At 63.3% G+C, this 12,656-nt stretch carries 9 protein-coding genes; 4 read left to right on the top strand and 5 right to left on the bottom strand.

Translation table 11 applies throughout. From position 1 onward, the window contains the following. Nucleotide 1: 1 nt before the first annotated feature. Complete coding sequence (gene hemE / locus JQS30_RS05715) at nt 2–1,054, bottom strand: uroporphyrinogen decarboxylase (RefSeq protein ID WP_246498077.1); 1,053 nt, start codon at nt 1,052–1,054, stop codon at nt 2–4. Between the two features lie 156 nt (nt 1,055–1,210). On the opposite strand from hemE, the gene JQS30_RS05710 reads away from it, so the two are divergent. The 3 genes from JQS30_RS05710 (at nt 1,211) to JQS30_RS05700 (ending at nt 6,411) form a co-directional block, all read left to right on the top strand. Further along, nucleotides 1,211–2,434 carry an HRDC domain-containing protein gene (locus JQS30_RS05710; protein WP_213172410.1) on the top strand — a complete coding sequence of 408 codons (1,224 nt, stop codon included), beginning with the start codon at nt 1,211–1,213 and terminating at the stop codon, nt 2,432–2,434. 677 nt (nt 2,435–3,111) lie between these two features. Continuing rightward, on the top strand, nt 3,112–4,305 hold the full coding sequence (locus JQS30_RS05705; RefSeq protein WP_213172409.1) for a thiolase family protein: 1,194 nt from the start codon (nt 3,112–3,114) through the stop codon (nt 4,303–4,305). A 3-nt stretch (nt 4,306–4,308) separates the two neighbouring features. Then, nucleotides 4,309–6,411: a 3-hydroxyacyl-CoA dehydrogenase NAD-binding domain-containing protein gene (locus tag JQS30_RS05700; RefSeq protein ID WP_246498076.1), complete on the top strand. Its 2,103-nt coding sequence runs from the start codon at nt 4,309–4,311 to the stop codon at nt 6,409–6,411. A gap of 567 nt (nt 6,412–6,978) precedes the next feature. Here JQS30_RS05700 and dxs read toward each other — a convergent pair. Then, complete coding sequence (gene dxs / locus JQS30_RS05695; RefSeq protein WP_213172408.1) at nt 6,979–8,895, bottom strand: 1-deoxy-D-xylulose-5-phosphate synthase; 1,917 nt, start codon at nt 8,893–8,895, stop codon at nt 6,979–6,981. Between the two features lie 297 nt (nt 8,896–9,192). Between dxs and JQS30_RS05690 the strand changes: the two genes are divergently transcribed. Next, nucleotides 9,193–9,981 (top strand): amidohydrolase family protein, encoded by a 789-nt coding sequence (locus JQS30_RS05690; protein WP_213172407.1) that lies wholly within the window; start codon nt 9,193–9,195, stop codon nt 9,979–9,981. A gap of 200 nt (nt 9,982–10,181) precedes the next feature. Here the strand turns inward: JQS30_RS05690 and JQS30_RS05685 are convergent, their stop codons facing one another. The 3 genes from JQS30_RS05685 to JQS30_RS05675 form a co-directional block, all read right to left on the bottom strand. Then, nucleotides 10,182–10,931, bottom strand: a complete 750-nt coding sequence (locus tag JQS30_RS05685; protein WP_213172406.1) for a metallophosphoesterase family protein — start codon at nt 10,929–10,931, stop codon at nt 10,182–10,184. Between the two features lie 250 nt (nt 10,932–11,181). Beyond that, nucleotides 11,182–12,366, bottom strand: a complete 1,185-nt coding sequence (locus JQS30_RS05680; protein WP_213172405.1) for a class I SAM-dependent RNA methyltransferase — start codon at nt 12,364–12,366, stop codon at nt 11,182–11,184. After that, nucleotides 12,363–12,638: a hypothetical protein gene (locus tag JQS30_RS05675; RefSeq protein WP_213172404.1), complete on the bottom strand. Its 276-nt coding sequence runs from the start codon at nt 12,636–12,638 to the stop codon at nt 12,363–12,365. Before JQS30_RS05675 ends, JQS30_RS05680 begins: the two co-directional genes overlap by 4 nt. Nucleotides 12,639–12,656 lie beyond the last annotated feature (18 nt).

Raw genomic sequence — 12,656 nt, 5'->3', positions numbered from 1 at the left:
GTTATTCCGCCGTTTTCTCGTGCACGTGGTCGGTGATGCGCTTCAGCGCGTCAGGATTGGTCTCTGGTAGTACTCCGTGGCCGAGGTTGAAAATGTGGCCGGGCACTCTGGCGGCCTCGGAGAGCACCTCGTCTACTTCGGCGAGCATTGGTTTGGGATCGGCCAACGCGGCGGTCGGGTCAAGGTTTCCCTGCAAGGGACGGCCGGGCAGACGCTTGGCTGCCTGCGACAACGGGGTTCGCCAGTCGATACCCATCACATCGGTTCCCACCTCACTCATCGCCTCGAGCAAGTGAGTGGTGCCCACGCCGAAGTGGATGCTGGGCACCTCACCTGCCACCGACGCGAGGGTGGCCCGTGAATGCGGCAGCGCGAGGCGGCGGTAGTCGGATTCTGAGAGCGCCCCCGCCCACGAATCGAACAGCTGCACGGCCTGGGCTCCGGCGTCGACTTGTACCCGCAAGAACTGCCCGGCGATCGCGGCCAGGCGGGAGGCGATGGCGTTCCATAGGTCGGGTTGGGAGCGCATCATGGTCTTGGAATGGGTGTAGTTGCGCGACGGCGCCCCCTCCACCAGGTAGCTGGCCAGGGTGAACGGCGCTCCGGCGAAGCCGATGAGCGGGGTTTCCCCCAGTTCGCGGCGCAATAGCCCGATCGCCTCGGTGATATAGGGAACATCGTCTGGTTCGAGGTCGCGTAGGCGTTTTAGGTCTGCTTCGGTGCGCACGGGGTTGGCGATCACTGGGCCAGTACCGGGCACAATCTCCACGTCGATGCCGATCGCTCGCAGCGGGACGACGATGTCGGAAAAGAACACTGCCGCGTCAACACCGTAACGGCGTACCGGCTGCATCGTGATTTCACAAACTAGTTCGGGGTTGGCACAGGCATCCAACATGGTGGTGCCCGCGCGAGCCTCCTTGTATTCGGGCAGTGAACGCCCGGCCTGGCGCATGAACCACACAGGAGTGTGGGAGACCTTTTCGCCTCGACATGCGGCTAGGAAAGGCGAGGTGGCGGCGGTGTCAGTGGTGGTGATGGAATCGTCAGTCACGTGCCAATACTGGCATGAGCGGGGCCTTGGATGGCTGTGGGAGGGCCAAGGAGTGACGAGAGAGTCCTCACTGGCGATCACCTGTTCGAGTGCAGTTTGTCCCACGGATCGGCGGGGCTGTGAGACATAGTTGGAGGACACCCGTACGGTTGACTTGTGCAGGAACTTCACGACGATACCCCGCTAGATGACAGCCCCGTCCCGTTGACGAACCCCCGGGAGGGGGTCCCTGACCTGGTCGATACCGACGCCGGAGTGGCCCAGGTGGCCGCAGCGCTCACGGCCGGGCACGGCCCGATCGCCATCGACACAGAACGGGCCTCGGGCTTTCGGTATTCGGGTCGGGCTTACTTGATACAGCTGCGTCGCAGTGGTGCGGGCAGTTTCCTAGTCGACCCCATTGGCATCGATGACCTCGCCCCTTTGCGGGAGGTGTTGACGGGCCCAGAGTGGATTTTGCACGCTGCCAGCCAAGACCTGCCATGTTTGACCGAACTGGAACTGCACCCCAGCAAACTGTTCGACACGGAGTTGGCAGCACGGCTGTGCAACTTCGAACGGGTTGGGCTCGCCCCCTTGACCAAACAGTTGCTCGGTTATGAGTTGGAGAAGCAACACTCGGCGGCGGACTGGTCTTCGCGGCCGCTGCCGCATGACTGGCTGGTTTATGCCGCGCTCGATGTGGAGCTGCTCATCGAGCTTCGGGAGTTGCTGGTAGCAGAGCTGAAGGAGCAGGGTAAGTCGGAGTGGGCGGCCGAAGAGTTCGCCTACGTGGCGACCGCTCCTCCTCCGCCGCCGCGTCCTCAGCCGTGGCGGCGCACCTCGGGCATCCACAAGGTTCGTGGGGCTCGGGCCCTGAGCCGAGTGAGGGCGCTGTGGGAGGCTCGCGACGAACTGGCTCAGGATCTTGATCGCGCCCCCTCGAAGCTGCTCACTGACGCGGCGATTGTCGAGGCGGCCACTGCTGATCCGACCGACTACAGCGAGCTGATGAGCCTGGGCTCGATGCGTCGACGGGGGAAGGCGCACGCCCGGCTGTGGCTGTCGGCTCTGGCTAAGGCCCGCAAGCTGCCTAATTCCCAATTGCCGCCGACGACCCCGCCGCAGGATGGCCCTCCCGCGACTCATCGCTGGTCGGATCGTTTCCCCGACGCGGCTGAGCGGCTCGCGGCCTCCCGTGCCGTGGTCCTTCAGGAGGCGCAGACGCACTCACTTCCGCCGGAGAATCTGATCGCTCCGGCCGCGGTGAGGGCGCTGGCGTGGCAGCCTCCGCACCAGATCTCGCCGGAGGCGGTGGCGCAGCTGCTAAAGAGCAACAACGCCCGCAATTGGCAGGTGGAGTTGCTGGCGGACAAACTCTGTGCGGCCTTGCGGCCCTAAGCGAGGAAGTACGGTGGCGCCCATGCGGCGCCACCGACAGATATATGTGCATGTATCGATGTAGGGGGCTCCCCAAATTAATTCTCCCAATGCGGGTCATTCCGGGCAATAGCGAACGTGCCGCCTGTGGATAACTCCCCTGCCGCTCGTGCGGCTGAGATGCCAACTACCACTTTCGGCACCGAGCTACCCAACTCAGGCCAGCCCGGTGCCGTATCTGCGTGTATAGCCCCGAGCCCCAGCGGTGATCTGGACCAGGCGCAGCCTTTGCGAACCGCTGGGTCATCGCCTAGCGGTTCGCGTCCCACCTTCAGGTGTCGTCGTACCTGAGATGAGTCCATCAAGCCAGGCCCTAGCGGGTATGGCTTTCGGCAAGTTGCCCGAGATGGCCGCGCCGCTCTGGCAAGGTGGGGACTGACGCCACCTGGGCTCATCCGGCAGTCGCGCGACCGAGAGCCAACCGACCACGAATTCACCACACTCACACGCGACCTCAGCCCAACCCATTGACAGCACCTGAGTCAGCTGGCATTGACCCGACCGCGAAAGCGCGACCGGCCGGGAAAATCGCGTGACCAATCGCGAGCCACAGATTGGCGGACCCCCGGGGGTACCAGCTATAGTTACTTGTGAGTAACATCATCGATAACGCGACCGACCCAAAGGAGGGCACTGGCGTGAAACAGTCAGTCCACGACGTCGTCTTCGTCGACGGAGTCCGCACGCCATTCGGCAAGGCCAATGGTGTCTACGACGAGACCCGTGCAGACGACCTTGTCATTCGTTGCATCCGCGCGCTGCTGCAGCGCAACCCGAATCTGCCGCCAGAGCGCGTGGAGGAAGTCGCCCTCGCCGCGACCACGCAAACCGGCGACCAAGGCTTGACCATTGGCCGTACCGCCGCCATCCTGGCCGGTCTACCCCGCTCCGTACCCGGCTTCGCCATCGACCGCATGTGCGCTGGCGCCATGACCGCTGTGACCTCGGTCGGAGCCAGCATCGGCGTGGGAGCCTACGACATCGCCATCGCCGGCGGCGTGGAATCGATGACCAACCACCCGATGGGCGAGGGAGCCGACCCCAACCCGCGCTTCGTGGCGGAGAACCTGGTCGATCCCGACGCTCTCAACATGGGTAACACCGCTGAGGCGCTCCACGACAAGTTCCCCACCATCACCAAAGAACGCGCTGACGCCTATGCGGCCCAAACTCAGGAACGCTACGCGAAGTCAGTCGACAAGCTCTCACGCGACCTGACCACCATGTCGGCTCGCAACAGCGACGAAGGTTGGACCCTAGTCACCGCCGATGAGCCGCCGCGCCCTGGCACCACTGTGGAAGGACTGGCTGGTCTTCGCACCCCGTTCCGCCCCCACGGTCGCGTCACCGCCGGCAACGCAGCTCCGCTGACCGACGGCGCCACCGCCTGCCTCTTGGCTTCCTCACAGGCCGCCGAAGAGCTCGGCCTCCCCGTGGGAATGCGCATGGTCGCCTTTGCCTATGCCGGGGTCGACCCGGAGCTGATGGGAGAGGGTCCAATCCCCTCCACCGAAAAGGCTCTCGCCAAGGCCGGACTCACCATTGACGACATCGGACTCTTCGAGATCAACGAGGCCTTCGCCGTCCAGGTACTGGCCTTCCTCGACCACTTCGGAATCCCGCAAGACAGCGAGAAGGTCAACCCCATGGGCGGCGCGATCGCCGTGGGCCACCCGCTGGCCTCATCGGGTGTGCGCCTGATGTCGCAGCTTTCGCAGTCCTTCGCCGAGAACCCGCACGTGCGCTACGGCATCACGACCATGTGCGTCGGCATGGGCATGGGCGGCACGATCATCTGGGAAAACCCCGCCTACAACGGGGAAGGAGCCTAAACAATGACCTACAAGAACCTGCCTGAGCTTCCCGACTTCCCAGACGAAGTCATCACCGAGGCCCTCGTACAGTACGTGCGAGTCCCAGGAGTTGACGGCGAAGCCGCCCTCATCACCCTGGATAACGGCCACGACCACACCAAACCCAGCTCCATCGGCCCGGCCGGACTGAAAAACCTGTGGAACGCCCTCGACGAAATCGAGGCTCGCAGCCCACGCGTGAAGTTCATCGCCGTCACCGGTAAGCCGTTTATCTTCCTGGCCGGTGCCGACATCACCGCCATGGATCACCTGCAGGAACGCGACCAGGCCCTCGCAATGGCCCAAGGTGGTCACGCCGCCTACGCTCGCCTGCGCGACTCCGAGATCCCCACCTTCGCCTTCATCAACGGCGTCACCCTCGGTGGCGGCCTCGAACTGGCACTGCACTGCCACTACCGCACCATCTCCACCGGTGCCAAGGCCGTGGGGTTGCCAGAAGTCGCCATCGGACTCGTACCCGCCTGGGGCGGCTCACAGCTGCTACCGAACCTGATCGGGATGGAGAAGGCCGCCCAGGTCATCCTCGAAAACCCGCTCAACCAAAACCGGATGCTCAAGGGCCCCGACGTCACCAAGCTCGGTATCGCCGACGCCGAGTTCGAGCCGGCCGACTTCCTCGAAGAGTCCTTCGCTTGGGCCGCAAAGGTCCTCAATGGCGAAGTCACAGTGGAACGGCCCGAGGTAGACAAGGGCGAAGCGTGGGACACGGCCCTAGCCAAGGCCGAGGCATTTGTCGAAGGTAAGGTCCGCGGATCGGCACCCGCCGCATACCGGGCCCTGAAACTTCTCAAGATCGCCAAAGACACCGACTACTCCCAGGCCATCCTGGATGAAGACGAGGCGCTGGCCGACCTCATGGTGACTCCCGAGCACCGGTCGAGCCTCTACTCCTTCAACCTGCTGCGCAAGCGTGGGAAAAAGCCCTCTGGCGCACCGTCAAAGGGTCTGGCCAACGACGTCAAGAAGGTCGGCGTCGTGGGAGCGGGCCTCATGGCCAGCCAGATTGCTCTGCTGTTCGCGCGTCGCCTGGAAGTGCCGGTCGTCATGACCGACCTCGACGAGGAGCGTGCCGCGAAAGGCCTGTCCTACATCCACTCCGAGATCGACAAGATGGACGCGAAGGGCCGCCTTGGCCTAGGCAAGGCCGACAAACTGCGCAGCCTCGTCTCCGCCGGTGCCGACAAGTCCGTCTATGCCGACTGTGACCTTGTCATTGAGGCCGTATTCGAGGACATCTCGATCAAGCACGCCGTATTCGGCGAACTTGAAAAGATCGTCCCGCAGGAGTGCCTGCTGGTGACGAACACCTCCGGGCTGTCGCTGACCGAGATGGCCAGCCGCTTGCAACACCCGGAGCGACTCGTTGGACTGCACTTCTTCAACCCGGTCGCGGTCATGCCGCTGGTCGAGGTCATCGCCGTGGAACAGACCAACGACGAAACCCTCGCCACCGCCTTCGCCGTGGTCAAGAAGCTCAAGAAGACTGGGGTGCTCGTCAAGGACGCCCCGGCGTTCGTCGTCAACCGGTTGCTGGTGGGCATGCTCGCCCAGGCCATGGCCTGTATCGACGAGGGCACGCCGATCGAAGACGTCGACCGCGCGGTCGACCCGCTCGGCCTGCCAATGACGCCCACCGAACTACTGGGTCTAGTTGGGGTTGGAGTTGGGCTGCACGTCACCGAGCACCTCAACGCTAGCTTCGGCGACCGGTTCCCCGTCTCGGAGAACCTGAAGGCGCTAGTCAAGCTGGAGTCCGAAGGCTCCAAGGCGTTCGAAAAGAACGAAGCGGGCAAGTTCGAGCTAACCGAGGCCGGACGTAACGTCCTCACGTTGGGCGACAAGCCGTCCACCACTGAGGAAGTACACGCCCGGGTCGTGGCCAATATGGCCTCCGAAGCACGCAAGATCCTCGACGAGGGCGTCGTCGCCGGACCTGAGGAGATCGACCTGTGCATGATCCTCGGGGCGGGCTTCCCCTTCTCCAAGGGCGGTATCACGCCTTACTTGGACCGAATCGGTGTCGCCAAAGACGCCACCGGTTCCACCTTTGACGCCAAGCTGTAGTTGGTCTCTAGGACCGCCTCATCGGTTGTGGACGACGAGGCGGTCCATAGCTTGAAGTCATACTGGAGCGGCCGTTCACCATGTGGTGAACGGCCGCTCTTCCATGTGCCAATATTATTGCGCGCCAACGACTCCCCCACGACGGCTCGGGCGCAAGTCGAGACCGTGACTGTTCATCAAGGTCGCTGCTCTTGCGCGTCGCTGGATCGTTTCGCGGCAGCGGTACTCCTCAGCGCGGCTTTCCCCGCCCAGCCGACGATGTCGGCAACTGGTGCCTGGACTTGTTCACAGAACCGTCAGCCACCTACGGTGACCACACGTTCCATCGTGAGTTCGTAATGAGCCCGAAGAGAAAACGGCTATCACGCCAACAGGCGATCACCTAGTCCTCGCTCCTTGAAAAGAGAGGACCACCCCGATGCCCACAGGAGTTCGAATCGTTGGGCCCGGCAGGCCCGCTCCGAATGAGAAGGCGCGCGTCACGATTTCGTATTCGGCTTCTCCAGGGGTACTTAACCCAGGTCCGGCAACTGCGTCCCTCGTTAGCCCCAGCGCACACCGATGGCGCTATTGACCACTGGGGAGCTTAAGCGCCGCCTCGGTGATGCGTTCCGCAATCGCTTCGACCGTCAGCCCTAGGTCTTCCAGCAGCTGCTGTCGGGTCCCGTGCGGATGCCAGCCTGATTCGACTCCGTTGTCTACCAGCGGAACATTCACCTGCGCGTCCCGCAGTTCGCGGGCCAAGGCATCTCCCAACCCGCCCGAACGGATACCGTCCTCAATCGTGGCCACCAGGCGGTGTTCGCTAGCCATCTGGGTCAAAACCGCGGGAACCGGCGCGACCCAGCGCGGGTCTACCACAGTGACTGTGAACCCACGACTAGAGATGCGCTCCGCGGCCGCCATAGCGCTGTGCGCCATGATGCCCGCGCCAACAAGCAAGATATCGGCGTTGGCGCCCCCATCGCGGAGAATATCGACGCCCTCGCGCGTCGAGACTGCTACGAGGTCTTCCGCAGGCACCGCCCCTGTGGGGAAACGGACCATCGACGGCCCATCGTCAATGTCGAGGGCTTCGGAGAAGAGCTGGCGCATAGTTGACTCATCGCGAGGTGCCGCGATCTGCATTCCGGGGATAACCCGGAAAATCGACATGTCCCAAATTCCATAGTGGCTCGGCCCGTCAGGGCCGGTGATTCCGGAACGGTCCAGCGCGAACGTCACCGGTAGGCCGTGCATGGCCACGTCAAGGAGGGTTTGATCAAAGGCACGGTTCATGAAAGTCGAGTAGATCGCCACCACCGGATGCAGCCCAGCCATGGCAAGACCGGCTGCTGAGGTCACGGCGTGCTGTTCGGCGATGCCGACATCGAAAACGCGATCCGGGTGGACCTTTTGCAAAGCTTCGATCCCGGTCGGGCCCGCCATGGCGGCGGTGATGCCAACCAGCTCTTGGCGCTCTTCGGCCTCCGCAACAAGCGCTTCGGAGAATACTTTGGTCCACTTGCGCTGTTTGGGCCCAGTCGCCTGCCCAGTGGCAGGGTCATAGCTGGCCGACTGATGCATTTGGTCGCTCTCGTTGGAGACCGCCGGATCCCAGCCGTTGCCCTTCTGCGTGATCGCGTGGACGATAACGGGTCCACCGAACTTCTTCGCCTGCCATAGCGCCTCGGTGAGGTCATCGAGGTTATGACCGTCGGCTGGGCCCACATACTTTAGGCCCAGGTCTTCAAAAAGCCCCTGGGGGGCTAGGGCGTCTTTGACGCCACGTTTCATCGCGTGCAGCACCTCGTAAATCGGCCCACCGACATAGGGGGTCTTACCGAGAGTCTCTTTAATGGTGTCGAGCGAGCGTTCATAGGAGGGATTGAGGCGCATCGCGGTCAGGTGCTTGGCTAGGCCGCCGATCGTCGGAGCATACGAGCGGCCATTGTCATTGACGACGATGATGAGCTGGAGGTCGTCTTGGGCCGCGATGTTGTTGAGGGCTTCCCAGCACATGCCGCCGGTGAGGGCGCCGTCGCCAACCACGGCCACCACGTGCCGGTTTCGCTCGCCCTTGAGCGCGAAAGCCTTGGCAAGACCATCGGCGTATGACAGTGAGGTTGACGCGTGCGAGTTTTCGACCAGGTCATGGGGAGACTCCGCCTGAGAGGGATAGCCAGCTAGACCGTCACGTTGCCGCAGCTGGTCAAAGTCGGGAGCACGTCCGGTGAGGATTTTGTGTACGTATGACTGGTGGCCGGTGTCAAAGACGACCTTGTCGATGGGTGAGTCGAAGACTCGGTGAATGGCCATCGTGAGCTCGACGACGCCCAGGTTGGGGCCTATATGGCCACCGGTTTGGGCGACCTTGGTGACCAGGAAGTCCCGAATCTCCTCCGCCAGCTGCGGGAGGGCTTCGTCGGGCAACCGTTTGTACTCTGCCAGGCTACTGAGGCTGGGGAGCAGCGGTTCATTCCGGTCGGGCTCGAATCGGCTCATAATTGCGAAGTGTATCCGCCCCAATGTGGTTAATGCTCGCGTGGGGAACCTGCTGCGGAGCATGACATATATTACGAGGTGTCAGAAACCAGTCACCTGATGTGGCGACTCGCGGGCCATATAGCGTTTTCTCTGTGACCGGGAAGTGGGAGTATTTTCCCTATGGCGCTATGTGATCTGTATCAAAACACCGAATGGCCCGCTCGGCTCGACCAATTGTTGTCTCCTGCCTTGAACCGGTCCGCAATTGACTGGGCGGCGCGGCGCGCACAGATTTATGATCAGACTCCTCCCGGGATGGCCCGTCTACAGCAATTCGGCCACGTTCCGCCAGTGGACCCCGAGGCCATAACGTCCCAGGTTTTTACTCGAGCGGTAGAGGATGCCCTCCTTGACGCGGCGAAGACTGGAGCGGACTATACGGAATTGCGGTTGCCACACCAGGCGATCTATCAGCCGGACTTCGTGCAGCTCTTCTTCGACGCGCTACAGGTCGTGCAGGAGACATACCCGCAGTTCGAGGCTGCTCCGATCCTGAGCGTATGGCTGTGGGCCGAGGATGCCGACGAGGTCCGGGAAGCGTTCCCCGCTGCGGCCGAGGCTGGCCTGGCGGGCGTGGAAATCGTGTATGTGCCCTATGCCGAAGAGGCGGATTGGAACCGTGGCTCAGTATTCGTCAAGGACGCCGCGGCAGCGGGTCTGGGAGTAACGATCCCAGTCGGGGCTTTCTCCAAGGCCAATATCGGCAGCGTGGTGGAAATGCCCGAGGTTTCGCGGATCGGTCACGCTGTGTACGCCGATGACGATCCCGGCCTTTTGCGGGCGATGGCCGAACGCGGCATCACCGTGGAAGTTTGTCTTTCCTCGGCGCTGGCGCAAGGCATGGTGCCAGACTTGGCGCAGCATCCTTTGCCAAAGTTCCTCGACGCCGGGGTCTCGGTGGCGTTGGGGACGGATTCGCCTCTACGGCTTGGCACCAGCATCGACATCGAGCTCGCTTTGTTGCGGCGCTTGGGCCTGTCGCAGGGGCAATTGGCCCACATCGAGCGCATGAGCTCAGATGCCCGTTTTGCGTCCCTGAACTGACCTGCCCATTCAGTCCCTGGGACTTCGCGTGCATGGATCCACCATGCGCGCGGCAGCAGTTGCGGACATGATGAAAGTTCTCGGTGGGTTCCTGGCGGTTGAGCCAACGGACATTGGGACCAGCATCAAAGGGGTGTGGAGTCACACGGTTGGTCCCGGGCCTCAAGCCCGTCGCAAACGCAGCTAACTGCCCGCGACGCTCATGAAACCCGGCCGTCCAGCGGCCCAAATACTCGCAGAGCCTCAAAATCACTGACCTGGCTACCGATGTAATTCTCGGCAAAGTCACGATGTAGCTCATTGGTGCCGTCGCCACAGATCTGGGCGCGGGCGCTGGCCGCATCGAAGTAGCTCTCCCGCAGGTCAACACCGGGTCCCAGCAGGGCCCAGCGAGCCCCGGTGCTTCCATATGGCATGCCCACTGAACCGGGGTTGACGACAGTTCGTCTGTCGACCAGCCGCATAAATGGCATATGGGTGTGTCCGCAAACGACGGCCCGGACCGACTCATCAAGGTCGGCCAAAACATCGCGCCAGCGCTGCGGGCGGGAGTCGACCAGCACGACTTCTTCGTCGTCGCGTGGGGTGGCGTGCAGAAACACAGTTCGGCCCAACCCTGCGATCTCACGCTCGATGCTGAACGGGAGCTGTTCGAGGAATTCCAATTGTTCGTCGCTCAGTTGCGTCGCCGCCCAGTTGGAAATGGGCTGCGTGGAGGGGGTGCCGTCGCGCACCTGCCATAGTTCTCGGTCGGCGTTTCCGCGGACGATGTGTGCCCAGTCGCCTAGGCTTTGCAGCCGTTGGAGTACTTCGAGGGGCTGTGGACCAGCCAGAAGGTCTCCACACACGATGAGGGCCTCGGCGGACTGGACATCCGGTTCGGCCAGGACGGCTTCTAGGGCTGGCAGAACTCCGTGTGTGTCGGCGATGACTGCTACGCGGTTGTACATGTTTTGACGCTAGGACGTCTGGCATGTGGTGGCAATAGCCGGTGGGGAAATGTCGTTTCGCTCTTAGCTGAGGTGTGCTTCGGTCCACCTCAGATCGCTGGATGTTGTCGACTGCGGCCCGGGGACTGCCGCATGTGTCGACAGGGGTGCCCTGGTTCACTCTCAACGAGATGACCAGGGCACCCCTGCGCAGCGTCCCCGGCTGGTTTTGCGATCCATGTGGCGGGTTGGGCCAGCCGGGGCTAGGTCTTTAACTGTCCTGATCGGCCTGGGGGTGCAGCAGAGCGATGGTCTCGAAGTGGTGAGTCATGGGGAAGGAGTCGAAGGCCTTCACCTCGACCAGTTCGTAGCCGTGTTCGCCGAAACTGCGGACGTCGCGAGCCAGCGCGGCCGGGTCGCAGGCCACGTAGGCGATCGCGCGGGGCCGGGCGTTGGCGATGTGAGCGACGACGTCGGCACCTGCGCCGGAGCGCGGTGGGTCGAGCGCGACGAGGTCGACCGAGCCCAGCGGGGGGATTGTTTCGGCGACGTCTCCGTAGATCATCCCCGCGTTGGTGTCCTCGGCCAGGTTGGTGGCTCCCCGTCCGGACTTGGAGGATTCGACCGCGATGACGCGTCCCTCCTCCCCCACTTCTTCGGCCAGTGCCATCGCGTAGACGCCAGCTCCGGCGTAGAGGTCCCACGCCGATTCGCCCGCTTGTGGTTCCAGCAAGTCGATCACGGTGTTGGCGAAGGTTTCCGCGGCGGCGGGGTGGACCTGCCAGAAGCTATCGTAGTCGAGTTCGAATTCGGCCCCGCCAACTTGCTGGTGGATGGTCTTGGGTCCGCCAGCGTGGTAGGTCTTGGCGGTGCGGCTGCGCTGGGTGTAGAAGGCGAGCTTGTCGTCGTCGGAGTCGACCACACCGACGGCTCCGGCTCGGTCCCAGGTCTTCTTTAGGGCCTCGGAGGCTTGGATTCGGTCGGTGGCCAACAGGCAGCGGTCGATGTGGATGAGTTGGTGGGAGCGGTGGCCACGCAGGCCGGGCCGTCCGTCGCGACCGACGGCGTATTGCATTCGGGTGCGCCATCCGAGGGGGCCGCCGGGTAGCTCTTGCACGTCGATGTGGCCGAAGGCGTCGGTGTCGACTCCACCGAGTCGTTGCAATTGTTCGGTGAGTACTTGTGCTTTGAGGCGGCGTTGGGCGGCAGGGTCGACATGTTGGAAGTCGCAGCCTCCGCATTTGCCTGGCCCGGCAAACTCGCAGGGTGGGGCTACCCGGTCTGGTGATGGTTCGAGGATCTCCACGGCGTCGGCACGCCAGAAGTTTTTCTTGCGGTCGGTGATCTGGAGTCGGACGCGTTCGCCCGGCAGTGCGTGTCTGACAAAGATGACGCGGCCTTCGGCTCGCGCCACGCAGTGTCCTCCGTGGGCGACGGCCTCGACGGTGACGATCATTGGAGATTTCCTTTCCCAGCTGGGGACGGCTCGTGCCGTTCCTCGCACTCGTATGGCGTGCCCGGTAGTCGTGGGGCGCCTGCCAGCGGTGCGCGGATGCGGCGGGTTCGGTGATGCTCGGTGTGCGGGCGGTCGGCCGCGCCGCGAGGTCGGGCGCGAGTGGCTGTGCGGATCGTCGGGTGGACGATGGTGCCGCCGATGTGAGTGCCGATGTCGCATCCGAGCGTGGGCCCTCCCTGGCCCCGAACCGTTGCGTGATGCCGATCGAGCATACGGGCTGGCTGCTGGGG

The organism is Natronoglycomyces albus, assembly GCF_016925535.1.
In the GTDB taxonomy this organism is placed as follows: Bacteria; Actinomycetota; Actinomycetes; order Mycobacteriales; family Micromonosporaceae; genus Natronoglycomyces; species Natronoglycomyces albus.
This window is presented reverse-complemented; position numbering and strand designations above follow the sequence as displayed.